Annotated in this window: 33 protein-coding genes and 1 tRNA gene; 29 read left to right on the top strand and 5 right to left on the bottom strand. The window is 40.0% G+C overall.

The genetic code is table 11. From position 1 onward, the window contains the following. Positions 1-144 precede the first annotated feature (144 nt). Positions 145-2,142 carry a KUP/HAK/KT family potassium transporter gene (locus PGP85_RS09705; protein ID WP_010742734.1) on the top strand — a complete coding sequence of 666 codons (1,998 nt, stop codon included), beginning with the start codon at positions 145-147 and terminating at the stop codon, positions 2,140-2,142. Between the two features lie 173 nt (positions 2,143-2,315). Then, a complete protein-coding gene (locus tag PGP85_RS09700) occupies positions 2,316-2,849 on the top strand; it encodes a hypothetical protein (protein WP_090407637.1) in 534 nt (177 codons plus the stop codon). 3 nt (positions 2,850-2,852) lie between these two features. On the opposite strand, the gene PGP85_RS09695 is transcribed toward PGP85_RS09700, so the two are convergent. From PGP85_RS09695 to PGP85_RS09685, 3 genes are all read right to left on the bottom strand, one after another. Then, positions 2,853-4,223 carry an MATE family efflux transporter gene (locus PGP85_RS09695; protein WP_090407633.1) on the bottom strand — a complete coding sequence of 457 codons (1,371 nt, stop codon included), beginning with the start codon at positions 4,221-4,223 and terminating at the stop codon, positions 2,853-2,855. 122 nt (positions 4,224-4,345) lie between these two features. Beyond that, positions 4,346-4,669, bottom strand: coding sequence for a DUF960 domain-containing protein (locus PGP85_RS09690; protein WP_010742737.1), 324 nt, complete (start codon positions 4,667-4,669; stop codon positions 4,346-4,348). Positions 4,670-4,881: 212 nt separating this feature from the next. Further along, positions 4,882-5,499, bottom strand: a complete 618-nt coding sequence (locus tag PGP85_RS09685) for a 50S ribosomal protein L25/general stress protein Ctc (protein ID WP_010742738.1) — start codon at positions 5,497-5,499, stop codon at positions 4,882-4,884. 600 nt (positions 5,500-6,099) lie between these two features. On the opposite strand from PGP85_RS09685, the gene PGP85_RS09680 reads away from it, so the two are divergent. The 5 genes from PGP85_RS09680 to PGP85_RS09660 all read left to right on the top strand — a co-directional run bounded on the left by PGP85_RS09680 (position 6,100) and on the right by PGP85_RS09660 (position 9,714). Beyond that, positions 6,100-7,359 (top strand): hypothetical protein, encoded by a 1,260-nt coding sequence (locus PGP85_RS09680; protein ID WP_270327312.1) that lies wholly within the window; start codon positions 6,100-6,102, stop codon positions 7,357-7,359. An 84-nt stretch (positions 7,360-7,443) separates the two neighbouring features. Further along, positions 7,444-8,160 carry a 16S rRNA pseudouridine(516) synthase gene (locus PGP85_RS09675; protein WP_270327309.1) on the top strand — a complete coding sequence of 239 codons (717 nt, stop codon included), beginning with the start codon at positions 7,444-7,446 and terminating at the stop codon, positions 8,158-8,160. 11 nt (positions 8,161-8,171) lie between these two features. Then, entirely contained in the window at positions 8,172-8,858 is a 687-nt protein-coding gene (locus PGP85_RS09670; protein ID WP_090407627.1) for a YjjG family noncanonical pyrimidine nucleotidase, read from the top strand. A gap of 71 nt (positions 8,859-8,929) precedes the next feature. Further along, positions 8,930-9,556 carry a uridine kinase gene (gene udk / locus PGP85_RS09665; RefSeq protein WP_270327306.1) on the top strand — a complete coding sequence of 209 codons (627 nt, stop codon included), beginning with the start codon at positions 8,930-8,932 and terminating at the stop codon, positions 9,554-9,556. Positions 9,557-9,630: 74 nt separating this feature from the next. Beyond that, a tRNA-Leu gene (locus PGP85_RS09660) sits at positions 9,631-9,714 on the top strand. Between the two features lie 85 nt (positions 9,715-9,799). Here PGP85_RS09660 and gpmA read toward each other — a convergent pair. Both gpmA and rpiA read right to left on the bottom strand, forming a co-directional pair. Next, positions 9,800-10,486, bottom strand: coding sequence for a 2,3-diphosphoglycerate-dependent phosphoglycerate mutase (gene gpmA, locus PGP85_RS09655; protein ID WP_270327304.1), 687 nt, complete (start codon positions 10,484-10,486; stop codon positions 9,800-9,802). A 131-nt stretch (positions 10,487-10,617) separates the two neighbouring features. Further along, positions 10,618-11,298: a ribose-5-phosphate isomerase RpiA gene (gene rpiA / locus PGP85_RS09650; protein ID WP_270327303.1), complete on the bottom strand. Its 681-nt coding sequence runs from the start codon at positions 11,296-11,298 to the stop codon at positions 10,618-10,620. A 408-nt stretch (positions 11,299-11,706) separates the two neighbouring features. Between rpiA and rpsL the strand changes: the two genes are divergently transcribed. The 22 genes from rpsL (at position 11,707) to rplF (ending at position 24,966) form a co-directional block, all read left to right on the top strand. Next, a complete protein-coding gene (gene rpsL, locus PGP85_RS09645; protein ID WP_010742744.1) occupies positions 11,707-12,120 on the top strand; it encodes a 30S ribosomal protein S12 in 414 nt (137 codons plus the stop codon). 44 nt (positions 12,121-12,164) lie between these two features. Next, on the top strand, positions 12,165-12,635 hold the full coding sequence (rpsG, locus tag PGP85_RS09640) for a 30S ribosomal protein S7 (protein WP_010742745.1): 471 nt from the start codon (positions 12,165-12,167) through the stop codon (positions 12,633-12,635). 80 nt (positions 12,636-12,715) lie between these two features. Then, on the top strand, positions 12,716-14,800 hold the full coding sequence (gene fusA / locus PGP85_RS09635) for an elongation factor G (protein WP_010742746.1): 2,085 nt from the start codon (positions 12,716-12,718) through the stop codon (positions 14,798-14,800). 161 nt (positions 14,801-14,961) lie between these two features. After that, a complete protein-coding gene (tuf, locus tag PGP85_RS09630) occupies positions 14,962-16,149 on the top strand; it encodes an elongation factor Tu (RefSeq protein ID WP_010742747.1) in 1,188 nt (395 codons plus the stop codon). 186 nt (positions 16,150-16,335) lie between these two features. Then, positions 16,336-17,088 carry a type 1 glutamine amidotransferase domain-containing protein gene (locus PGP85_RS09625; protein ID WP_270327301.1) on the top strand — a complete coding sequence of 251 codons (753 nt, stop codon included), beginning with the start codon at positions 16,336-16,338 and terminating at the stop codon, positions 17,086-17,088. Positions 17,089-17,382: 294 nt separating this feature from the next. Further along, positions 17,383-17,691, top strand: a complete 309-nt coding sequence (rpsJ, locus tag PGP85_RS09620; RefSeq protein ID WP_010742749.1) for a 30S ribosomal protein S10 — start codon at positions 17,383-17,385, stop codon at positions 17,689-17,691. Between the two features lie 21 nt (positions 17,692-17,712). Further along, positions 17,713-18,342, top strand: coding sequence for a 50S ribosomal protein L3 (gene rplC, locus PGP85_RS09615; protein ID WP_010742750.1), 630 nt, complete (start codon positions 17,713-17,715; stop codon positions 18,340-18,342). Between the two features lie 27 nt (positions 18,343-18,369). Next, positions 18,370-18,993 carry a 50S ribosomal protein L4 gene (gene rplD, locus PGP85_RS09610; protein ID WP_010742751.1) on the top strand — a complete coding sequence of 208 codons (624 nt, stop codon included), beginning with the start codon at positions 18,370-18,372 and terminating at the stop codon, positions 18,991-18,993. Then, on the top strand, positions 18,993-19,283 hold the full coding sequence (locus tag PGP85_RS09605) for a 50S ribosomal protein L23 (RefSeq protein WP_010742752.1): 291 nt from the start codon (positions 18,993-18,995) through the stop codon (positions 19,281-19,283). The genes rplD and PGP85_RS09605 overlap by 1 nt, the downstream gene beginning before the upstream one ends. A gap of 44 nt (positions 19,284-19,327) precedes the next feature. Next, a complete protein-coding gene (rplB, locus tag PGP85_RS09600) occupies positions 19,328-20,161 on the top strand; it encodes a 50S ribosomal protein L2 (protein ID WP_010742753.1) in 834 nt (277 codons plus the stop codon). Positions 20,162-20,203: 42 nt separating this feature from the next. After that, on the top strand, positions 20,204-20,482 hold the full coding sequence (rpsS, locus tag PGP85_RS09595; RefSeq protein ID WP_270327298.1) for a 30S ribosomal protein S19: 279 nt from the start codon (positions 20,204-20,206) through the stop codon (positions 20,480-20,482). Positions 20,483-20,503: 21 nt separating this feature from the next. Then, positions 20,504-20,851, top strand: coding sequence for a 50S ribosomal protein L22 (rplV, locus tag PGP85_RS09590; RefSeq protein WP_010742755.1), 348 nt, complete (start codon positions 20,504-20,506; stop codon positions 20,849-20,851). A gap of 13 nt (positions 20,852-20,864) precedes the next feature. Further along, the gene (gene rpsC / locus PGP85_RS09585) at positions 20,865-21,521 is read left to right on the top strand and encodes a 30S ribosomal protein S3 (RefSeq protein ID WP_010742756.1); all 657 of its coding nucleotides are present in this window, start codon (positions 20,865-20,867) and stop codon (positions 21,519-21,521) included. A 2-nt stretch (positions 21,522-21,523) separates the two neighbouring features. Beyond that, a complete protein-coding gene (gene rplP / locus PGP85_RS09580) occupies positions 21,524-21,958 on the top strand; it encodes a 50S ribosomal protein L16 (RefSeq protein WP_010742757.1) in 435 nt (144 codons plus the stop codon). Continuing rightward, complete coding sequence (rpmC, locus tag PGP85_RS09575; RefSeq protein WP_010742758.1) at positions 21,948-22,139, top strand: 50S ribosomal protein L29; 192 nt, start codon at positions 21,948-21,950, stop codon at positions 22,137-22,139. Before rplP ends, rpmC begins: the two co-directional genes overlap by 11 nt. A 21-nt stretch (positions 22,140-22,160) precedes the next feature. Then, positions 22,161-22,427, top strand: coding sequence for a 30S ribosomal protein S17 (gene rpsQ, locus PGP85_RS09570; RefSeq protein WP_010742759.1), 267 nt, complete (start codon positions 22,161-22,163; stop codon positions 22,425-22,427). 55 nt (positions 22,428-22,482) lie between these two features. Next, positions 22,483-22,851, top strand: coding sequence for a 50S ribosomal protein L14 (rplN, locus tag PGP85_RS09565; RefSeq protein ID WP_010742760.1), 369 nt, complete (start codon positions 22,483-22,485; stop codon positions 22,849-22,851). A gap of 35 nt (positions 22,852-22,886) precedes the next feature. Beyond that, positions 22,887-23,198, top strand: a complete 312-nt coding sequence (rplX, locus tag PGP85_RS09560) for a 50S ribosomal protein L24 (protein WP_010742761.1) — start codon at positions 22,887-22,889, stop codon at positions 23,196-23,198. Positions 23,199-23,224: 26 nt separating this feature from the next. Then, entirely contained in the window at positions 23,225-23,764 is a 540-nt protein-coding gene (gene rplE, locus PGP85_RS09555; RefSeq protein WP_010742762.1) for a 50S ribosomal protein L5, read from the top strand. A gap of 17 nt (positions 23,765-23,781) precedes the next feature. Next, positions 23,782-23,967, top strand: coding sequence for a type Z 30S ribosomal protein S14 (locus PGP85_RS09550; protein WP_028020384.1), 186 nt, complete (start codon positions 23,782-23,784; stop codon positions 23,965-23,967). A gap of 32 nt (positions 23,968-23,999) precedes the next feature. Further along, the gene (gene rpsH, locus PGP85_RS09545) at positions 24,000-24,398 is read left to right on the top strand and encodes a 30S ribosomal protein S8 (protein WP_010742763.1); all 399 of its coding nucleotides are present in this window, start codon (positions 24,000-24,002) and stop codon (positions 24,396-24,398) included. 31 nt (positions 24,399-24,429) lie between these two features. Next, positions 24,430-24,966 (top strand): 50S ribosomal protein L6, encoded by a 537-nt coding sequence (rplF, locus tag PGP85_RS09540; protein ID WP_010742764.1) that lies wholly within the window; start codon positions 24,430-24,432, stop codon positions 24,964-24,966. The last annotated feature ends 37 nt before the right edge of the window (positions 24,967-25,003 follow it).

Here is a 25,003-nt window from a genome sequence, read left to right as displayed (position 1 = left end):
ACCTAAACAATAGTGGAAGCTGTTGTTTAGGTCTTTTTTGCGAGTTTCACTTCCTGCTTTAGCGGATTCGCGCAGCAAACTTGAAACTTTTATATAGAAAAATGAATACCGATTCAGCATTTGGCTGTAACAGGAGTGTGCGAAATGGAAAAAAAGAAAGAACATATCAAAAAGCTTTCAGCGGCAGGGCTGTTGATTGCGATGGGTGTCGTTTATGGCGATATTGGAACAAGCCCATTATATGTAATGAAAGCTATTTTGGAAGAAAATGGCGGATTAAGTACTGTAACTCAAGACTTTGTTCTGGGTGCGGTCTCGTTAGTTTTTTGGACGGTGATGCTGTTAACTACCGTTAAATATGTATTGATCGCTTTAAGAGCCGATAATCATGGTGAGGGAGGAATTTTCTCATTGTATACGTTGGTGCGCAAAGGCGGTAAATATTTGATTGTGCCGGCGATGATTGGTGGGGCGGCATTACTGGCTGATGGTGTGTTGACGCCAGCCGTAACAGTAACAACAGCGATCGAAGGTTTGCGGGGGATTCCTGATTTTTATCAAGAGTTTGGGAATAATCAAAATGTCATTGTAATCATTACATTAGTGATTTTGCTCTTTTTATTTTTGATTCAACGATTTGGGACGGACTTCGTTGGGAAGGCCTTTGGACCGATCATGTTTTTATGGTTTACATTTTTGGGGTTGATGGGGCTGTTAAATATTCCGTATGACTTCAGTGTAATCAAGGCTTTGAATCCCTATTATGCAATCCATTTATTGTTCAACCCCGATAATAAAATGGGTATCTTTATTTTGGGAAGTATTTTCTTGGCAACGACGGGTGCCGAAGCATTGTATTCTGACTTGGGACATGTAGGTAAAAAGAATATTCGTTTCAGCTGGCCCTATGTTTTGCTTTGTTTAATGTTAAACTATGCGGGACAAGCGGCATGGATTTTACATGCGAAGGGCAATGCTTCAATTGAAGGAATCGAAAATTTAAATCCTTTCTTCCAAATTTTACCGGATGGCTGGATGATTTTCGGGGTAGTCTTTGCGACGATCGCTGCGGTTATCGCTTCCCAGGCTTTGATCTCTGGCTCGTTCACATTAGTCTCTGAAGCGATTAAACTGAAATTATTGCCAAGAATGCGGATCATGTATCCTGGGAAAAGCATTGGGCAGATGTACATTCCCGCGATCAATATGATTTTGTGGGGGGCCTGTTCGTTAATCGTCTTGACGTTCCGTACATCGAGTCATATGGAAGCAGCCTATGGCCTATCCATTACAGTAACCATGTTGATGACAACTTTCTTGTTGTATCATTATTTACTGCAAAATGGAACATCACGGATTTTAGCCGGTTTGATGCTGCTCTTTTTCGGTACGTTAGAAGGCTTTTTCTTCCTCTCAAGTGTTACCAAATTTTTCCACGGTGGTTTTGTAGCAGTGGGAATGGCACTCTTGATATTGAGTGTCATGTATATTTGGTATCGCAGCAATCGCGTACAAGAAAATGCCAGCCAAGATGTGAATTTTAAGGATTATCTCCCGCAATTACAAGAATTGCATAGTGATGAAAAAATTCCATATTATCAAACCAACGTGGTCTTTTTAGTTCCGCGCTTGGATGGTGATAAAATTCCTCAACAGTTTATCTACTCGATTTTAGATAAACGCTTGAAACGGGCAAAAGTCTATTGGTTTGTAAATGTTGAAGTAACGGATGAACCGTACACGGAAGAGTACAGTATCGATATGATGGGAACGGATTTCATCGTTAAGGTCAAGCTGTTCTTAGGTTTTCGTGTCGCGCAGGACGTCAATGTTTACTTGCGCCAAATTATTCATGATTTGATGAAACAAGGACGGCTGCCAAAACAACCGCAGCATTATTCTTTGACACCGGGACGCCAAGTTGGTGATTTTCGCTTTGTGATGATCCAAGAAGTATTGTCTACGACGACGAAGTTAGATAAATGGGATCGTCAAGTCATGCAGGCACGACTGGCAATTAAGCACCATACGGTTACTCCAGAACGCTGGTTTGGGATAGAGTATAGTGAAGTAACCTATGAAACAGTGCCGTTGATCGTTGGTGAAACAAGAAAAACATGGCTTAAGGAACGAAAAATATAGATTCTTAGAAATAGGGAGTTCGATCTCTAAGAAAAGACTGATCCAAACACTCTCATCCAAAAAATTTATTCTTAATAAGAGCTTTTGGCTTAAAGAAAAGGCAAAAGCTCTTTTCTTTTTATTGCTAATAAGTTAAATTAAGATTAGAAAATAGTGAAGGGGAGGGTTGCAAAATGGAAATGACAATATCGGGATTAAGAGAAAAACTTCGTGAAGCGGATGACGAACAGTTAAGAGAATTGATCTGTCAGCTATACAAACATTCTGAAGTCTCTCAACAAATTGTCGATTCGCGTTTTTTGGGAGATGATTACGGATTACGTTTGGCCAAAGCAACCAAGCAAAAATTGGATCAAGCATTTTTCCCACGAGGAAAGATTGATTATTCCTTGGAGAAGGCCAAGGAGTTATTGCGGCACTTCCGAAAAAGCTGCTTAAATCAGCGGGCATTAATTGATGTAGAACTCTATTTTGTAGAGTGCGGATTGGATTTTACGGGTATTTTTGGGGAGTCGGATGAATTAGTCAAAGATTTGTTGATTACGAATTATGCTTCGGCAGTGGCGCGAATTTTAGAGGATGATTCGCAAATTTATTTTCATCTCTATTTTTCTAGATGCAACCAGATTATTGATACAGCCAAAGAGTTTACTTCAGAATTTTCACAAAATATGCTGAATGTTTACTATCAGCTAGCAAAAGAGTGAGGCCTAGGCCTCACTCTTTATTTGCAGCTGGACTTGCTGTTCATGATCCAATTTTTTCAAATGTCTCATCGCTTTGAAGTAGGAAGCCAACAAGACAGCTGTTGAACCAATCCAAGCCAAAGGAGAAGCAAAAGCAGCACCTGCAAAACCAAAGGCATGAGTCAAGATAATAGCAGCGAAGGAACGCATAACTAATTCCATGATCCCGGCAATTGTCGGGATTTTTGCTTGTCCTAATCCTTGTAAAGTGTATCGAAGAATAAATAAGATAGCCAAAACCCAATACAAGGAACCGTTGATATTGAAATAAGTCTGCGCTAATTCAAATACTTGTACTTCACTCCGACTTACAAATAGAGCGACGAAGAAGTGACCACAAGTTATTACCAGCACACCGGCAAGAATACTAAATGCAATACTCATCATCAAACATTGTTTGACGCCGCGTAAAATTCGTCCATATTCCTTCGCGCCTAAATTCTGTGCCGTGAAAGTCGCCATAGTGATACCAAAGGACATCATAGGCAAAATCGCAAATTGATCGATTCGGTTGGCCGTTGTTTGAGCAGCAACAACATCAGTTCCTAACGTATTCAGGGCAGATTGTAAAATTACCGCGCCAATCGCAATAATGGATGACTGAAATCCCATTGGCAAAGCTGCGTTTAGATGTGTTCGGAAATCTTGTTTATCGAAAGTGAAATGTTTTCGGCTGATTTGCAGCAGAGGGATTTTCCTGCGAATAAACCAGACACACATGAGGCTTGCTGATACTTGTGCAATGACTGTAGCGAATCCGGCTCCGGCAACCCCCATATGAAAATAAATAATAAAAACGAGATCTAAAACAACATTGATTACGACTGCAAATGCCAAGAAAAATAAAGGAGTCCGGCTATCACCTAACGCTCGAACCATATTAGATAAAAGGTTAAAGCTCATTGAGGCGAAAATTCCGGCTAGAATGACTGAAATAAATTCTTGCGCTTGATTTAAAAGTTCCGGCGGCGTTTGCATCAAAAGCAGTAAAGGGCGCAAAAATAGCAAACTCAAAGTTGTTAAAACAACAGTTACTCCGAGGCTGATCATAATAGAGGTGGCGAAACTTTTTCGAACCCCTTGAGCATCCTTAGCACCAAACCGCTGCGCTGTAATGATCGAGAGACCCGCTGTCAATCCTTGCGCAAAACCAATAATCAAAAAACTGACACTGCTGGTGGCTCCAACTGCGGCAAGCGCATCTTTTCCTAAAGTCTGCCCAACCACGACCATGTCCACCATGCTATAAAATTGCTGAAAAACATTTCCTACAAATAAAGGCAAAGCGAATAGAATAATCAGCTTTGCTGGATTTCCATGAGTCAACTCTTTCATTTTTTTCCTGCTTTCTAAAAAAATTTTCTGATTGATAGTACCACATATTTTTCTGAAAGCAAGAGTCTCGCTTAAAATGTTAAGAAAAAAAGACAACCCTCAAAAAAGGATTGTCCTATCAGCTAACGTTGGCGAATCTCATTCGGCAACAAAATAGTTTGACGGCTGCCGTCATCATAAGCATAGACCTCTTGCGGAAACTCATTAGAGTAGCCAAAGGGTAAATCAATTCCCATCTCAACGCTGCTTCCCTCTTGAGAGAAGTGCATCGTGACATGGCCATCATTGTTGATTAAGTCAAAACTTAAGATATTTTCTAATGGGATCAAACCCTTCAAGTCTAAGTCAATGATATACCAGATACTATCAATCAGCTCGCCCGGCAAGCTGGACACCACACCGACAGAGGCATAACGACTTTTTTTCGAATCAAATGTTTCAAACATAGATTTTCCTCCTTTAGTTGGAATCACTTACTTAAAGTACAAGTAAGCTTTGTAGTGACTTATTGTAAATCTTTTTTTCCAAAAAGACCACTCATTGTGCTTGGTATATAAGAAAAAGTAAAAGAACGTACATTTGCTGATCAGGTTAAGAGATAGTTACTACCATAAAAAGAGGCATGCCGAAATATCTTTCGGCATGCCCCGCTAAGTTTCTATTCTTCCGTTGATTCGCCGATGACTTCTGGTTCAGCGCCTTCAGCAGGAGCGTCTTCTTCAGGAAGTTCTTGAGCTTCTTGGATCGCTGCGATTTGTTCTTCAGCATCCGTTACGATCGTGTAATCAGCGTTTTTAGGTAGATCGCCGATAGAGATCGATTCGCCGATTTCTAATCCAGAGATGTCTACTTCGATACCTTCTGGTAATTTTTCTGGTGTTGCGGAAACAGTTACTGTATAAAGTGTTTGAGTTAATACACCGCCAGCTTTCACGCCTGCAGATTCACCAACTAAGTTGATTTCTGTTTCTGCTTCTGTTTCTTCTGATAAGTTTACTGATAATAATTCAACGTGAGTTAAACGATGAGTAAAAGTATCCATTTGAGATCCGCGCAATAAAGTATTTACTTTTTTGCCGCCAATTTCAATTGTAAAAACAGTGTTTGCACCATTTTCACGCAATAATTTTGAGAAGTCACGTTCATCAATTGAGATAGGTGTGCTTTCTACTTTGTAACCATTAACGACTGCAGGGACTTTTCCTTCGTGACGCAATTGATTGCGAACGGAACGGGGACGAGTTGCTCTTTCTTCTACTTTCAATGATACTGCCATAACCAAATTCCTCCTTAAAATGTGACTGTCTGTGGTTTGTTCAGACAGATTTTATTTAAGTGACGGGTTATTCTCAGCACAATGGCTTCGCGAAAACGCAAAAAGACAGTTGAATACACAACTGTCCAAAAAAAGTCTAAGTTCAACTTTCTCTACCAGGTCGTAACGCTGTGTATGAGAAACCTTTGACACCGAAGTGTCGATTCACTTAATCATACGAATCTCTGACTCGTATAATTAAATTCTAGGACGTATCTCATGAAATTGCAAGGATAATCCCTTTTCTTTATTGAAAAGAGACAAAAGGAGCAAGCCAAAAAGTTTAAGAAAAGACTTTCACACGAGGGATTATTTGCTAAAAGACGAGCAAAAATGACATCAAAAGAAAATATTTTTTCTTTATAAATAAGCTGTGTATATTAAAAAAGAATAACTATGAAAAATAAACACACGCAGATAAGTGTTCATTTTTTCGATTTATAAATAGTCACCGCCATTTATTATTGATTTTCGAGCTATTTTATAAGAATGAAAGCGTATTTGTCTTATTAGTTTGAAACTGCTATCTTAAAGTATCAAGTAGCAAAATGGAGGGTAACAATGAAAAAGTGGAAGTTGGTTGCAAGTTTATTGATGGGGTTAGTCTTAGTGACAGGGTGTGGTAACGACACATCTGAGGATACAGCGAGCAGCAGTGAGCAAACAAGCAAAACCGAAAAAACGACTGAAAGAAGTACAAAAGAGAGCACGAAAGAAAGTGATGCAGGAAAACAAAGTGAGGAATCTGGGGATTGGGAAGCAGTCGAAAAAGTGTTGAAGACGGAAACGGAAGCGGAAAAGATCAATCTGCTTTATGAAAATAAAGAACCGATTGTATCGGAGAACGAGGATGCTAAGGTAACGATCGAGGGCTATCGGTATTACCAGATCGAAAACTTTTCTCGCAACTTTGATATTCCATTCGGTGGTCAGCATGAAAAGGGCGGCGTAGTAATCATGGATGCGTCGATTCAAAACAAGATGGATCAAAAGGTTTACGTAGGTCCTGGTTTTTCTTTAAATCTGACCGGTTACAATGCCGCAATTATGCGCAAAAAAGAACTGTTAGCGGAAGACTTAGTCAGCGACCTGATCAAAAAAGATAATGAAGTGGCAGAAAAAGCGCAAATTCGTGGATTTGTAGCATTGTCGATAAAACCAGAGGCGATGGAGAAAATTGTCGAACACGGCGAAGCAATGCTGGAAATTCCTGGTATCTATACTAAAAAGGACAGCTTTAAATCAGCTGATGCCGTTTTAGCAAAAAAAGAAGAGCCAGTCTCTTTCAATGTTGAGGGTGAAAAGAAAGTCGAAGATGCTAGTGCTTTCTATCAAGACAAAGCAACTGTAGAGAATATGGGGACCAAAACACTACTAGCTTCAAAAGAACCAAATGAAACGAAAGAATTTGAAGGTATTAAGGTGACCTTAGACGGTTATCAATTTACTGAATTTGTTCCAAATGAAGATCAGGCTTCCCGCTTCAAGAAATTTGAGACCGGTGTTGTTTTGTTGACGACCAAACTTATGGTGAAAAATGATGGAAAAGCGCCAATAAAATTTGGCAATACGTCGGGTTCATTAACGATGGGAAACTCTGTAAAAACGATGTCTCAAAATGGACTCGAGGTCACAGCAGAGAAAACGGATTTACCTGTTGGGGAAGAGGCAACGAAGTATCTAGTGTTTGCGACAGACAAAGAGTCGTATGAAAAACTTTATCACGAGCAAGAATTCAAACTGTCAGTCAGATTGTATGACGAAAAATTTGCTTCAATGACAAATCTGGATGATGTGACGTTTACCTTCAAAAATGAATAAAATGTAAAGACAAGACCTAAGTGGTTTTGTCTTTTTTTGAAATTTCGGTATAATGAGTCCGACAGATTTGAAGGAGTTTCAAAAATGCGGTTAGACAAAGTAATCGAACAAAATTTAGCGACAACTCGCAAAGAAATGAAGCGTTTGTTTCTTATGAAGAAAGTCTTTGTTGATGGTGTTGCTGAATTCAATCAGCAGCGCAACGTGGATAGCCAACTGCATGAAATCCAGGTTAATGGTCAGAATCTGCAGACGAACCATGTCTATTATTTACTGAATAAACCAGCAGGTGTTGTAACCGCGAAGAGCGACTCGAAATTTCAAACGGTAATAGAATTGGTCGCGAAAACTGAACGGCCGGCCGACTTGTATCCGGTCGGTCGTTTGGATCGTGACACAACAGGTTTGTTACTTTTGACTGATAATGGCCAATTAGGGTATGATCTTTTGCAACCAGGCTCCAAGGTAACGAAAACATATCGTGCGACGGTCAATGAAATGGTGACACACGAAGATATCTCGGCATTTGAAGAAGGCATCGTTTTTCACGGAGGGATTCGTTGTCAGCCAGCACAATTGGAAATTTTGAGTTCTGAGCCGAGCCATTCGGAAGTATTGCTGACAATTCGAGAAGGAAAATTTCATCAAGTCAAAAAAATGTTTTTGGCTTGTGGGAAAAAAGTAACAAGTTTGAAGCGACTTACGATGGGACCGCTACAGTTGCCGGAAGATTTGGCGCAAGGCGACTATCGTTCACTGGCACAAGAGGAGCTTCAACAATTAAAAACATATTTTAGATAGAAGGTTTGAAGATGCGATACGAGACAATTTTATTTGATATTGATGATACATTGCTAGATTTTAAAGCAGCGGAAGAACAAGCGCTTAGCTGGTTGTTCCAAGATATGGGGGTAGAACCCTCATTATCAGTAAAAAATAATTATAAAAAAATGAATCAAGGTTTTTGGCGCGATCATGAAGCAGGTTTGCTGTCACGCCAAGAGCTGCTAGACAATCGCTTTCGTTTATTTTTCGAACAGTATGAACGAGAAGTGGATGGGCCCAATACCGAAGCACGTTATCGCCAGTATTTGAATCAAGGGTATCAATTGATCGCAAATAGTCTAGAGGTCGTAGAAGCTCTAAGTCAGAAAGAGGACCTTTACATCGTGACGAATGGTGTCTCCGTAACACAGCATCAGCGGTTGAAAAAATCGGGTCTAGCACCGTACTTCAAGAAATTCTTTATCTCTGAAGAAATGGGTGTTCATAAACCGATGAAAGAATTTTTTGATATTGTTTTTTCTGAGATTCCACGTTTGAATAAGGAAAAGACGGTGATCATTGGTGATTCTTTAACCTCAGATATCAAAGGCGGACAAGTGGCTGGCATTGATACGATCTGGATGAATCCACAACAACAAGAACCAAATGAGATCAAACCGACATTTCAAATTAAAGAATTGACCGACCTCTATCAAATTTTAGAAGAATTTTGAGTTTTTAATAGCAATTTAACGCTGTTTCGCTATAATAGGACTAATGAAAAAACGAAAGAGGTTTTATTTGCATGAAAAACAAGCCGATCATTATTGGTGTAACAGGCGGTTCAGGCAGTGGGAAGACGAGTGTCAGTCGTGCGATCTACAATCGATTTCCAAATCACTCTATTATGATGTTGGAGCATGATTCTTATTATAAAGACCAAAGCGGTATCAGCTTTGATGAACGATTAAAAACTAATTACGATCATCCATTTGCCTTTGACACAGATTTATTGATCGAGCATCTAAAAGGATTAACGAGTTACCAAACGGTGGAAGTACCAATTTATGATTACGTAGCACATACACGCAGTGATCAAGTTTATGTACAGGAACCGAAGGAAGTTATTATAGTAGAAGGTATTCTAATTTTGGAAGACGAGCGCTTGCGAGATTTGATGGATATAAAAATCTACGTGGATACGGATGACGATACCCGAATCATTCGTCGAATTAAGCGTGACATGAATGAACGCGGTCGAACGTTAGATTCAGTGATTGATCAATATCTGACCGTAGTGAAACCGATGTATCATCAATTTATTGAACCAACGAAGCGTTATGCAGATATCATCGTGCCAGAAGGCGGAGAAAATCATGTAGCGATTGATTTGATTGCTACAAAGGTTGCAAGTTTTTTGAGTCATGATTAAAGCGTTGGGTTTCCCAGCGTTTTTTTTTATTAAAATCTTTATTTTATGCTAAAATAAAGAAGTGATTTATAATCGCGGTCGTGGCGGAATTGGCAGACGCGCTAGCTTCAGGCGCTAGTGGTAGTAATACCGTGGAAGTTCGAGTCTTCTCGGCCGCATAAAAAAAGACATGAAAAGAATTTTTTCTTTTTATGTCTTTTTTTATACAGAAAACCCGGCCCAATTATTGAGCCGGGAAGAATTTTATAAATAGTATTTTTTAGCTACTGTTAGGTCATCGTTTAATTCATAAACTAATGGTTGACCTGTTGGGATTTCTAAGTCCATGATATCTGCATCAGAAATGCCTTCGATGTGTTTAGCTAATGCACGCAATGAATTACCATGCGCAGCAACTAAAACAGTTTTGTCATCTTTCAAAGCAGGAGCGATTTCATCTTGCCAGAAAGGCAATGCACGTTCCAAAGTAACTTTTAGGTTTTCGCCGCCAGGAATATCGCGAGGGTCTAACATTGCATAACGACGTTCTTGTGCTGCTGAACCTTCGTCAGTAGCTTCCATCAATGGAGGTAATACGTCGTATGAACGGCGCCAGATATGAACTTGTTCGTCACCGTATTTTTCAGCGGTTTCTTTTTTGTTCAATCCTTGCAATTTACCATAGTGACGTTCGTTTAAGCGCCAAGATTTAATCGTTGGTACCCAAAGTTGATCAGAGTATTCTAAAATCAAGTCACAAGTTTTGATCGCACGAGTTAAAACAGATGTGTAAGCTACATCGAATTCAATTCCTGCTTCTCTAATTTTACGTCCGCCTTCTTTTGCTTCTTCGACACCTTCTGGAGCCAAATCAACGTCTGCCCAGCCTGTAAATTGGTTCAATTTGTTCCATTCACTTAAGCCGTGACGAGAAAAAACTAATTTTGGCATATCATTCTCTCCTTTTGAAATTTCTGAAATTTTCAATTCCTGATTCATTGTACAATGTTTCTGCCATGATTTCCATTAAATTGAGTGTGTTTTTTATCAAATCACGAGCTTTAAAGGGATTTTTATAAAAATTATTTTCCAGGTACTTCGAGGATTTTTGGCCCTTCTGGCGTGCCGACGATTACACGCGATATCATATCAATGAATAATCCGTGCTCAACAACACCCACACAAGTGTCCAATTCTTCAGCTAATGCATGAGGATCTTCAATCGTATCTAGGTGCAGATCAATAATGTAATGCCCGCCATCTGTTAACAAATATTCATTGGCGTCATTCATGCGCCAAGTCGGAGTATAGCCGCGCGATTCAAATAAACGAAAAACGTTATGACTACCAAATGGTACGACTTCAACTGGTAAAGGGAATTTACCCAGTTTATTGACCATCTTGCTTTCGTCTACGATCCACATGCAGTCTTTTGAATAAGTTGCTACCACTTTCTCGAAAAGCAGAGCTGCGCCGCCGCCTTTGATACCTTGGAAGTCATCGCTGATTTCATCTGCACCATCAATAGTAAGATCGACGGATTCTACATCATCGATAGCTTTCAGAGGAATGCCTAATTCTCTTGCTTGCTCCTCTGTTTTAGATGAAGTTACTACACCAGTAATCTTCAAGCCTTCTTCGTTTACTCGACGCCCTAATTCTTTTACTAAGTAATAAGCCGTAGATCCAGTTCCTAATCCGACAATCATCCCGTCTTTGACATATTTCGCTGCTTCGATCCCAACTAACTCTTTCAAATTCATTGAAAAATCCCACCTTCTGCTAAGTTACGTCCATTGTAATCGCAAAAAAAGAAAAAAGATAGCCTTTTCAGTAAAAAAGACCAAAAAAGTGAATGCGTTTACTTACTGTCTTTATGAGAAAAAAAGCCAATTGGAATAGAATGAAATTTTTCTTAGTCCAAATATTTTATGCAAAAAAACTACTTGAGAATAAAAGAAGAAAAAAGTCCAGAATGTTTGTTGACAGTAAAATCCAACCGTGGTATGCTAACAAAGGTGCTTTGTGAACAGGTCTCTCGAATGGGACGTGCTGACTGTGTCAAGGTACGCTTGATAGAGAATGCAGGGATGCATTATTTTTTATCGCCGAAAAAGAACCACCAGGATGTGTGGTACTAGAAAGCGAATCGAGGAAGGAGGAAACAAGGAATGCCTACAATTAACCAATTAGTACGTAAACCTCGTAAATCAAAGGTGGAAAAATCAAATTCACCAGCATTGAACAAAGGATATAATAGCTTTAAAAAAGCTCAAACAAACGTGAACTCACCACAAAAACGTGGAGTTTGTACACGTGTGGGGACTATGACACCTAAGAAACCTAACTCAGCGTTACGTAAGTATGCTCGTGTTCGTTTGTCAAACTTGATTGAAGTAACAGCTTATATTCCAGGTATCGGCCATAACCTACAAGAACATAGTGTTGTTCTATTACGTGGTGGACGTGTAAAAGATTTACCAGGGGTACGTTACCATATCGTTCGTGGCGCACTAGATACTGCCGGTGTAAACGATCGTAAACAAAGCCGTTCTAAATACGGTACTAAAAAACCTAAAGCTTAATCAAACGAATAGATAAGACATATTTTCGGAAGGAGGAGTTACGTATGACTCGTAAAGGAATGATTGCAAAACGTGATGTTTTGCCAGATCCTATGTATAACTCTAAGTTAGTAACTCGTTTAATCAACCGTGTAATGGTTGACGGCAAACGTGGTACTGCTTCAAATATCGTATACAATGCTTTTAGCACAATTAAAGAATCAACAGGAAATGATCCATTGGAAGTTTTCGAACAAGCAATGGAGAATATTATGCCTGTATTAGAAGTTAAAGCTCGCCGGGTTGGGGGTTCTAACTATCAAGTACCCGTTGAAGTACGTCCAGAACGTCGTACTACATTGGGATTGCGTTGGGTTGTTAACTTCGCTCGTTTACGCGGCGAACATACAATGGAAGAACGCTTAGCGAAAGAACTTATGGATGCTGCTAATAACACTGGCGCTTCTGTTAAAAAACGCGAAGATACACACAAAATGGCGGAAGCCAACCGTGCATTTGCTCATTATCGTTGGTAAGATTTTTTCTGCCGACGAAAGTTGGCAGAAAAACGACTCAACAATACTAATTTCAATTTAAGAGAGGAGCAAACAAAGAAATGGCAAGAGAATTTTCTCTAGACAATACTCGTAATATCGGGATCATGGCCCACGTTGATGCAGGTAAAACTACAGCAACTGAGCGTATCTTGTACTACACTGGTAAAATCCATAAAATTGGTGAAACCCACGAAGGCGCTTCTCAAATGGACTGGATGGAACAAGAACAAGAACGTGGTATCACGATCACTTCTGCTGCAACAACTGCACAATGGAAGGGTCACCGCGTAAATATTATTGATACCCCAGGGCACGTGGATTTCACAATTGAAGTTCAACGTTCATTACGTGTTCTTGACGGTGCAGTAACTGTGTTGGACTCACAATCAGGTGTAGAACCACAAACAGAAACTGTTTGGCGTCAAGCAACAGAATACGCTGTACCACGTATTGTATTCTGTAACAAAATGGATAAAATCGGTGCGGACTTCCTTTATTCAGTGAGCACTTTACATGATCGTTTACAAGCGAATGCTCATCCAATCCAATTACCAATTGGTGCTGAAGATGACTTCACTGGTATTATCGACTTAGTTAAAATGAAAGCTGAAATCTACACAAATGATTTAGGGACTGAAATCCAAGAGACTGAAATCCCTGCAGATTATCAAGAGTTAGCTGAAGAATGGCGTGAAAAATTAGTTGAAGCAGTTGCTGATACTGATGAAGACCTAATGATGAAATTCTTAGAAGGTGAAGAAATCACTGATGAAGAATTAAAAGCGGGTATCCGTAAAGCTACACTAGCTGTTGATTTCTATCCAGTTTTATGTGGATCAGCATTCAAAAATAAAGGGGTTCAATTGATGTTGGATGCAGTCATTGACTATCTTCCAGCACCTACTGACGTACCTGCAATCAAAGGTTTTAACCCTAAAACTGACGAAGAAACTGAACGTCCGGCTGATGATTCAGCTCCATTCTCATCACTAGCGTTTAAAGTTATGACTGACCCATTCGTAGGTCGTTTAACATTCTTCCGTGTTTATTCAGGTGTTTTAAACTCTGGTTCATACGTTTTGAACGCATCTAAAGGTAAACGTGAACGTATCGGTCGTATCTTGCAAATGCATGCAAATACTCGTAAAGAAATTGATACAGTTTACTCAGGTGATATCGCTGCCGCTGTTGGATTGAAAGATACAACAACTGGGGATACACTCTGTGCTGAAGATGCACCAGTTATTTTAGAATCTATCGAATTCCCTGATCCAGTTATCGAAGTTGCTGTTGAACCAAAATCAAAAGCTGACCAAGATAAAATGGGTATTGCATTACAAAAACTTGCTGAAGAAGATCCATCATTCCGCGTTGAAACAAACGTTGAAACTGGCGAAACTGTTATCGCTGGTATGGGTGAACTTCACTTGGACGTTTTAGTCGACCGTATGCGTCGTGAATTTAAAGTAGAGGCAAACGTTGGTGCGCCTCAAGTATCTTATCGTGAAACATTCCGTGCTGCGACAAATGCAGAAGGTAAGTTTGTACGTCAGTCTGGTGGTAAAGGTCAATACGGTCACGTATGGATAGAATTTACGCCAAACGAAGAAGGTGCCGGCTTTGAATTTGAAAATGCAATTGTCGGTGGTGTGGTTCCTCGTGAATACATTCCAGCAGTTGAAAAGGGATTAGAAGATTCAATGGCAAACGGTGTACTAGCTGGTTATCCATTGGTTGATATTAAAGCGAAACTTTATGATGGTTCATACCATGATGTCGATTCGAATGAAACGGCCTTCCGTGTAGCTGCGTCTATGGCGCTCCGTGCTGCTGCGAAGAAAGCTAGCCCTGCGATTCTTGAACCAATGATGAAGGTTACGATTACTGTTCCAGAAGATTACTTAGGTGATGTTATGGGTCACGTAACTGCTCGTCGTGGTCGTGTTGAAGGTATGGAAGCTCATGGTAACGCACAAATCGTTAACGCTATTGTACCGTTAGCTGAAATGTTCGGTTACGCAACAACGCTTCGTTCTTCTACTCAAGGACGCGGAACATTCATGATGGTCTTTGACCACTATGAAGATGTACCAAAATCTGTTCAAGAAGAGATTATTAAGAAAAACGGCGGCAAAGCTGAATAATTCTTAAAAGTCAATTGATTTTGGCAGGTTTCTAGTAAAAGACCTATATTTTTAACAGTATTTCATGTAAAATAATTAACTGATGATATGGGCTCGTATCGCTTCTGCGGTACGGACCTATCAGAATAAAAAACAAAACTCATTTAGGAGGAACATTTTAAATGGCTAAAGAAAAATTTGACCGTTCAAAACCCCATGTTAACATTGGTACTATCGGACACGTTGACCATGGTAAAACTACTTTAACAGCAGCAATTACAACTGTACTTGCTAAAAAAGGCGGCGCGACTGCTATGGATTACGCACAAATTGATGGTGCTCCAGAAGAACGCGAACGCGGAATCACTATTAACACTGCTCACGTTGAGTATGAAACTGACAACCGTCACTATGCTCACGTTGACTGCCCAGGACACGCGGACTACGTTAAAAACATGATCACTGGTGCTGCACAAATGGACGGAGCTATCTTAGTAGTATCTGCTGCTGATGGTCCTATGCCTCAAACTCGTGAACACATCTTGTTATCTCGTAACGTTGGTGTTCCTTACATCGTTGTATTCTTAAACAAAATGGATATGGTTGATGATGAAGAATTACTAGAACTAGTTGAAATGGAAGTTCGTGACTTATTGTCAGAATACGACTTCCCAGGTGACGACACTCCAGTTATCGCTGGTTCAGCTTTGAAAGCTTTAGAAGGCGATGCTTCATACGAAGAAAAAATCTTAGAATTAATGGCTGCTGTTGATGAATATATCCCAACACCAGTTCGTGATACTGACAAACCATTCATGATGCCAGTCGAAGATGTATTCTCAATCACTGGTCGTGGAACTGTTGCAACTGGTCGTGTTGAACGTGGACAAGTTCGCGTTGGTGACGAAGTTGAAATCGTAGGTATTGCTGAAGCAACTGCTAAAACAACTGTTACAGGTGTTGAAATGTTCCGTAAATTGTTAGATTACGCTGAAGCAGGCGATAACATTGGTGCATTATTACGTGGTGTTGCACGTGAAGACATCCAACGTGGGCAAGTATTGGCTAAACCAGCTTCAATCACTCCACATACAAAATTCTCTGCAGAAGTTTACGTTTTAACTAAAGAAGAAGGCGGACGTCATACTCCATTCTTCACTAACTACCGTCCTCAGTTCTACTTCCGTACAACTGACGTAACTGGTGTAGTTGATCTACCAGAAGGTACTGAAATGGTAATGCCTGGTGATAACGTAACTATGGAAGTTGAATTAATCCACCCAATCGCGATCGAAGACGGAACTCGTTTCTCTATTCGTGAAGGCGGACGTACTGTTGGTTCAGGCGTTGTAACTACAATCAAAGCTTAATCAACCTACAACTTAAAATTTGCTCGGACGTAAAGAGTCACCGATTTATCGGTGACTCTTTTTTTTGTTAGCTACACGTTCACATTTCGAATTGCTGGTTAAAACTGATTTAGATGCTATCGTTTCAAATTTATTAAAAATTTTAGTACGATACCAATGTAAATCTTTTGAAAGAAGAGGTGTAATATGATCCTTATTCCATTGCCTCATTACGGGTTCGATCCAACAGAATCAGCGGTGCCTTGGGAATACCTAACGAGCCGAGGGGTTGAAATCGTTTTTGCGACGCCCAACGGAAAGGCTGCTGCTGCGGATGAGCGCCTAATCACGGGTAGAGGTTTTGGCGTTTTCAAGACTTTTTTAATGGCAAATGATACAGCGATCGAGGCGTACCAACGAATGAGTGCGGATACCGCATTTAAGCATCCGATCAGTTATTCGGAGATCAAAGTAAGCGACTACGATGGACTTATATTGCCAGGAGGGCACGATAAAGGAATGAAGACTTATTTAGAGTCCTCGGTCTTACAAGCAAAAGTTGCAAAATTCTTTGCTGAAAAGAAAATAATAGGTGCGATCTGTCATGGTACTATTTTAGCAATTAGAACGATAAATCCGCAAAATCAACGATCCGTGCTCTATGATTATCAAACAACTTCTCTATTAAAAATGCAGGAAATGAGTGCGTACTATTTAACGGTGCTATGGCTGGGTGATTATTATCGAACCTATCCAATAACAGTGGAGGATGAAGTGAAATCTGGTCTGAAAAGTTCGAAACAATTTCAATCAGGTGCCTTTTCGCTACGTCGTGATTCTCTAAAGAATGAATCACCAGCATTTGTCACGGAAGATCGTAATTATCTTTCAGCTCGCTGGCCTGGAGATGCTTATACCTTTTCAAAGAGATTTTATCATCTGTTAAAAAAGGTGAAATGAATACCTAAATAATAGGAAAGAAAATTTTTTCTATCTGTTAAATTTTACTGTTTTCTGAAAACAGGACGAAAAATCGAAAATTACTCAGAAAATCCTTGCAATCATAGGTCTCATATAATATAATCATAAAGGTGCTGTTTGCAGGAGTGCAACAAACACTGGGGGGTTCGAAAAGAATCCGTCGGCTTTGAAACGAGAGGTTGCGACACGCCCGGACGCTTTGCCACGAACGAGCGTGACGGAGATTTTCGTGGAGCTATGTCTACTTTTAAAATAGGCGAAGGAGGGAACAAGATGGCAAAACAAAAAATTCGTATCCGTTTAAAAGCGTATGAACATGGTATTTTAGATCAATCAGCGGATAAAATCGTGGAAACTGCAAAAAGAACTGGAGCTGGCGTTTCAGGTCCAATTCCATTACCAACTGAACGCAGTCTTTACACTGTAATCCGTGCGACTCATAAATACAAAGATTCACGCGAACAATTCGAAATGCGGACTCACAAACGTCTAATCGACATTGTGAACCCAACACCGAAGACAGTTGATGCTTTAATGAAGCTTGACTTACCATCAGGTGTGAATATTGAAATCAAACTATAATAAGAAGATGGAGGTGTAATCATGACCAAAGGAATCTTAGGGAAAAAAGTGGGAATGACTCAAATCTTCACAGAATCTGGTGAATTAATTCCAGTTACTGTTATCGAAGCTACTCCAAACGTTGTTTTACAAGTGAAAACAATGGAAAATGATGGTTACGAAGCAGTTCAATTAGGTTACCAAGATATGCGTGAAGTTTTGTCTAACAAACCTGCGAAAGGTCATGTTGCAAAAGCAAACACGGCTCCTAAGCGCTTCATTCGAGAATTCAAAGATGTTGAGCTAGGAGACTATGAAGTAGGTAAAGAAGTGAAAGTTGATACTTTCCAAGCTGGAGACATCATTGATGTTACCGGAACGACTAAAGGTAAAGGATTCCAAGGCGTTATCAAACGTCATGGACAAAGCCGCGGCCCAATGGCTCACGGTTCTCGTTACCACCGTCGTCCTGGATCTATGGGTCCTGTTGCACCAAACCGCGTATTTAAAAATAAAAAATTAGCTGGTCGTATGGGCGGCAATCGCGTGACAATTCAAAATCTTGAAGTTGCTCGTGTTGACGTTGAACGTAATGCTATCTTAGTTAAGGGTAATGTACCTGGAGCTAAAAAATCATTAATCACTATCAAAAAAGCTGTAAAAGCTAAATAATAGTTAGAGGAAAGGAGGAACTAAGGAATGCCAACTGTAGCATTATTCAAACAAGATGGAACTCAAAACGGTGACATCACTTTAAATGAAGAAATCTTCGGAATTGAACCAAATGAGAGTGTTGTTTACGATGCAATCGTTATGCAACGCGCGTCATTAAGACAAGGAACACACGCTGTGAAAAATCGTAGCGCAGTTCGTGGCGGTGGTCGCAAACCATGGCGTCAAAAAGGAACTGGACGTGCTCGTCAAGGTTCTATCCGTTCACCACAATGGCGTGGAGGTGGTATCGTCTTCGGACCTACACCACGTTCATACAGTTACAAACTTCCTAAAAAAGTTCGTCGCTTAGCAATTAAATCTGTTTTGTCAGAAAAAGTTGCTGAAAATAATTTAGTTGCTGTTGACGCTTTAAGCTTTGACGCACCTAAAACAAAAGAATTCAAGCAAGTATTAACTGGCTTGTCTATCGATTCTAAGGTATTAGTTGTTCTTGAAACAGAAAACGAAGTTGCTGGCTTAGCTGCTCGTAACTTATCAAACGTGACTGTAACTACTTCAAACAACGTTACTGTATTAGATGTAGTCGCTAATGAAAAAATCTTAGCAACGCAAACCGCTCTTACTCAAATTGAGGAGGTGCTTGCATAATGAACTTACTAGACGTAATTAAACGCCCGGTGATCACTGAAAAATCTATGTTAGACATGGATGAAAAGAAATATACTTTCGAAGTTGACACTCGTGCGAATAAAACTTTAGTTAAACAAGCGGTTGAAGCTGCTTTTGACGTTAAAGTTAAAAATGTAAACATTATGAATGCTAAACCAAAAGCAAAACGTATGGGTAAATATCAAGGCTTCACGAAAAAACGTCGCAAAGCTGTTGTGACTTTATCTGAAGACTCAAAAGAAATTCAACTTTTTGACGCTGCTGAATAAGCGTCAGAAAATCACTAGTAAAGTAAGTAGGAGGGAAACTAGACGTGGCGATTAAAAAGTACAAACCTACCACAAATGGTCGTCGTAATATGACAAGTTCTGATTTCGCTGAAATCACGACTTCAACGCCTGAAAAGACGTTATTAGAACCATTGAAAAACAACGCCGGTCGTAACAACAACGGTCGAATCACTGTACGTCATCAAGGTGGCGGACATAAACGTCAATACCGTGTTATCGATTTTAAACGTAACAAAGATAACGTGGTTGCTACAGTTCAAACGATCGAGTACGATCCAAACCGCTCAGCAAACATTGCATTAGTTCATTATACAGACGGAGTGAAAGCTTACATCTTGGCCCCTAAAGGCTTAGAAGTTGGCATGACAATCGTATCTGGAACAGATGCAGATATCAAAATCGGAAATACTTTACCACTTGAAAACATTCCAGTTGGTACTGTAATCCACAACATTGAAATGAAACCCGGCAAAGGCGGACAATTAATCCGTTCAGCTGGTACAAGTGCTCAAGTACTTGGTAAAGAAGGAAAATACGTATTAGTACGTTTAAACTCTGGCGAAGTTCGTATGATCTTAGCTACTTGCCGTGCAACCATTGGTTCTGTTGGTAACGAACAACACGAATTGATCAACATCGGTAAGGCTGGTCGTTCTCGTTGGATGCGTAAACGTCCAACAGTACGTGGTAGCGTAATGAACCCTAACGATCACCCACACGGTGGTGGTGAAGGTAAAGCTCCAGTCGGACGTAAAGCTCCAGTATCTCCTTGGGGACAACCTGCATTGGGTTATAAAACACGTAACAAGAAGGCTGCGTCTGATAAGCTTATCGTACGTCGTCGTAAGACTAAATAGAACCATTGACTATGTGTCGCATATTTTGAGAGGAGGTACACCATGGGTCGTAGTTTGAAAAAAGGACCTTTCGTTGATGACCATTTGATGAAAAAGGTTGAAGCGCAACAAGGTGTTGAAAAGAAAAAAGTTATTAAAACTTGGTCTCGTCGTTCAACAATTTTCCCTAGTTTTGTAGGATTTACAATTGCTGTTTATGACGGACGCAAACATGTGCCAGTTTACATCCAGGAAGACATGGTAGGACATAAATTAGGTGAATTTGCACCATCAAGAACTTATCGTGGACATGCCACCGACGATAAGAAAACAAGACGTTAATTTTGAGGGGAGGATATTAACATGGCAGAACAAATTACATCAGCTAAGGCAACTGCGAAAACAGTTCGCACTTCTCCTCGCAAGGCGCGTTTAGTTATCGATCTTATTAGAGGAAAAAGCGTAGCGGAAGCAATTTCGATTTTGAAATTTACACCAAATAAATCTGCTGGAATCATTGAAAAAGTTATGATGTCAGCTGTTGCTAACGCAGAAAACAACTTTGACTTAGATGTTGAAAATTTGGTAGTTTCTGAAGCATTTGTTAACGAAGGACCAACAATGAAACGTTTCCGTCCACGTGCAAAAGGTTCAGCTTCACCAATTAACAAACGTACAAGTCATATTACCGTTGTGGTATCAGAAAAATAGGGAGGGATAATCAGTGGGTCAAAAAGTAAATCCTATTGGAATGCGTGTAGGCATTATCCGTGAGTGGGATGCTAAATGGTATGCCGAAAAAGAGTATGCTGAATTTCTACACGAAGATTTGAGAATCCGTAAGTTCATCGCAACTAAACTTGCTGATGCCGCTGTGTCAACAGTTGAAATCGAACGCGCTGCAAATCGTGTAAACATTTCAATCCACACAGCTAAGCCTGGCATGGTTATCGGTAAAGGCGGATCTGAAGTTGAAAGCCTAAGAAAAGAATTAAATAAATTAACTGGTAAACGAGTTCACATCAACATTGTTGAAATCAAAAAACCAGATTTAGATGCAAAACTAGTCGGAGAAGGAATTGCACGTCAATTAGAAAACCGTGTTGCTTTCCGTCGTGCGCAAAAACAAGCGATCCAACGCACTATGCGTTCAGGCGCTAAAGGAATCAAAACTCAAGTATCTGGTCGTTTGAATGGTGCGGATATCGCTCGTTCAGAAGGATACTCAGAAGGTACTGTTCCTCTTCATACATTGCGTGCAGATATCGACTACGCTTGGGAAGAAGCGAATACAACATACGGAAAACTAGGAGTTAAAGTGTGGATTTATCGTGGAGAAATTCTTCCTACAAAGAAAAACACTGAGAAAGGAGGGAAATAATCATGTTAGTACCTAAACGTGTAAAACACCGTCGTGAATTCCGCGGTAAAATGCGTGGAGAAGCTAAAGGTGGTAAAGAAATCGCATTTGGTGAATTCGGCTTACAAGCTGTTGAATCACACTGGATCACTAACCGCCAAATCGAAGCATCACGTATCGCTATGACTCGTTACATGAAACGTGGTGGGAAAGTATGGATTAAGATTTTCCCTCATAAATCATATACATCAAAAGCCATCGGCGTACGTATGGGTAAAGGTAAAGGGGCTCCTGAAGGCTGGGTTTCACCAGTTAAACGCGGTAAGATTATGTTTGAAATCGCCGGCGTTCCTGAAGAAGTTGCGCGTGAAGCATTACGTCTTGCCTCTCACAAATTACCAATGAAGACTAAGATCGTAAAACGCGAGGAAATGGGTGGTGAATCGAATGAAGGTTAAAGATATCAGAGAATTAACCACTGCCGAAATGCTAGATCAAGAAAAACAATTAAAAGAAGAATTGTTCAATCTTAGATTTCAATTAGCAACAGGTCAATTAGAAAACACTGCACGTATTAAAGAAGTACGTAAATCGATTGCACGCATTAAAACTGTGTTGCACGAGCAAGCTGACAAATAGTGGAAGGAGGCCATTTCCAGTATGACTGAAGAAAGAAATCAACGTAAAGTTTATCAAGGACGCGTGGTATCTGACAAAATGGACAAAACGATCACTGTTGTCGTTGAGACCAAGAAGAACCATCCAATCTACGGTAAGCGTATGAAGTATTCTAAAAAATACAAAGCTCACGATGAAAACAATGAAGCAAAAATTGGCGATATCGTGAAAATCATGGAAACTCGTCCATTATCAGCTACCAAACGTTTCCGTCTGGTTGAAATTGTTGAAAAAGCAGTGATTATCTAATCACACGAGATTTTCCTATATAGATGTTTTTTAAATCTGAAAGGAGGATACACAAGTGATCCAAGCAGAAAGCCGTTTAAAAATCGCTGACAATTCAGGCGCTCGTGAAATTTTAACTATTAAAGTTCTTGGCGGATCTGGTCGCAAAACCGCAAATATCGGTGATGTGATTGTTGCTACGGTTAAACAAGCAACGCCAGGTGGTGTTGTCAAAAAAGGTGATGTCGTTAAAGCCGTTATCGTTCGAACTAAATCAGGCGCTCGCCGTACTGATGGTTCTTATATCAAATTTGATGAAAATGCAGCTGTTATCATTCGTGATGACAAGAGCCCAAGAGGAACACGTATCTTCGGACCTGTCGCTCGTGAATTACGCGAAGGCAACTTCATGAAGATCGTTTCATTGGCACCGGAAGTATTATAATCGAAAGATTCAACCAAAGGAGGTGCGCAACAGTAATGTTCGTTAAAAAAGGCGATAAAGTAAAAGTTATCTCTGGTAAAGACAGAAATAAAGAAGGCGTTGTATTAGAAGCCCTTCCTAAACAAGATAAAGTCGTTGTTGAAGGCATCAATGTCGTTAAAAAACATAAAAAAGCCTCTCAAGAAGCCCCTCAAGGCGGAATCGTTGAGGTAGAAGCACCAATTCATGCTTCTAATGTTATGGTGATCGACCCTTCAAACGGAGAAGCGACACGCGTTGGCTATAAAGTGGTTGACGGAAAAAAAGTCCGTGTTTCTAAGAAAACCGGCGAAACTTTAGATAAATAATTAAACAAGGAAGGAGGATCTTATAGATGAACCGCCTAAAAGAAAAATTTGTAAGTGAAATTACACCATCTTTGATGGAAAAATTCAATTATGATTCAGTTATGGAAGTTCCTAAAGTTGAAAAGATTGTCATCAACATGGGTGTTGGTGATGCGGTATCAAATGCAAAAAACTTAGATAAAGCTGTTGAAGAATTAGCGTTAATTTCTGGTCAAAAACCAATTATCACAAAAGCTAAAAAATCAATCGCTGGATTCCGTTTGCGTGAAGGAATGCCAATCGGTGCGAAAGTAACACTACGTGGAGAAAGAATGTATGAATTCTTAGACAAATTAGTGTCTGTATCACTTCCACGTGTACGTGACTTCCATGGAGTAAGCAAAAAATCCTTTGATGGCCGTGGTAACTTTACTTTAGGTGTTAAAGAACAATTGATCTTCCCTGAAGTAGATTATGATTTAGTTGATAAAGTCCGTGGTATGGATATCGTTGTTGTAACAACTGCTAAAACCGACGAAGAATCACGCGAATTATTAACACAACTTGGAATGCCATTCCAAAAATAATCAAGGAGGCGAAAAAATTGGCTAAAAAATCAATGATTGCTAAAAACAAACGCCCTGCAAAACATTCAACGCAAGAGTATACTCGCTGCGAACGTTGCGGACGTCCACATTCAGTTTATCGTAAATTTCATCTTTGCCGTATTTGCTTCCGCGAACTTGCCTACAAAGGTCAAATTCCCGGCGTGAAGAAAGCTAGCTGGTAAAACAAACTCGCATAAAGGAGGTAAACAGTTCAATGGTCATGACAGATCCAATTGCAGATTTTCTAACACGTATTCGTAATGCCAACATGGTAAAACACGATTCGTTAGAAGTACCTGCTTCAAAAATCAAACGTGATATCGCCGAAATCCTTAAACGTGAAGGTTTCGTACGTGATGTTGAATATATCGAAGATGACAAACAAGGCATGATCCGTGTTTTTCTTAAATACGGTAAAAATGACGAACGTGTTATCACAAACTTAAAACGTATTTCTAAACCAGGCTTGCGTGCTTATGTCAAAGCTGACGAAGTACCAAAAGTATTAAACGGTTTAGGTATCGCAATCATTTCTACTTCTGAAGGTTTAGTAACCGATAAAGAAGCAAGAGGTAAAAACGTCGGCGGCGAAGTGCTAGCTTACGTTTGGTAAGATCAAACAATCCATGAGGAGGTGTCTTTAAGTGAGCCGTATTGGTAATAAAGTAGTCGTTTTACCTGCAGGAGTTGAAGTAACTCAAAGCGGAAACGACGTTACTGTTAAAGGACCTAAAGGTGAATTAACTCGTACTTTCTCTTCTGATATCGCAATGAATATCGAAGGGAACGAAGTAACATTCACTCGTCCAAACGACAGCAAAGAGATGAAAACAATTCACGGAACAACTCGTGCAAACTTCAATAACATGGTTGTTGGTGTTTCTGAAGGGTTCCAAAAAGCATTAGAATTAATCGGGGTTGGGTACCGTGCTCAATTACAAGGTTCAAAACTTGTATTGAACGTTGGTTACTCACATCCAGTTGAGATCGTAGCTCCAGAAGGCGTTACAATCGAAGTTCCTGCAAACACTCAAGTAGTGGTTAAAGGATCAAACAAAGAAGTAGTTGGCGAATTAGCTGCGAAAATCCGCGGTACTCGTCCTCCAGAACCTTATAAAGGCAAAGGTATTCGTTATGTTGGCGAATATGTACGTCGTAAAGAAGGTAAAACTGGTAAATAGTAGGTTGAACCTACATGCGGCTTAGGCCAGCTTAAAT

The organism is Enterococcus malodoratus (assembly GCF_027659535.1).
Taxonomy (GTDB): Bacteria; Bacillota; Bacilli; order Lactobacillales; family Enterococcaceae; genus Enterococcus_A; species Enterococcus_A malodoratus.
The sequence above is the reverse complement of the archived record's forward strand: the minus strand, read 5'-3'. Positions and strand labels throughout refer to the sequence as shown.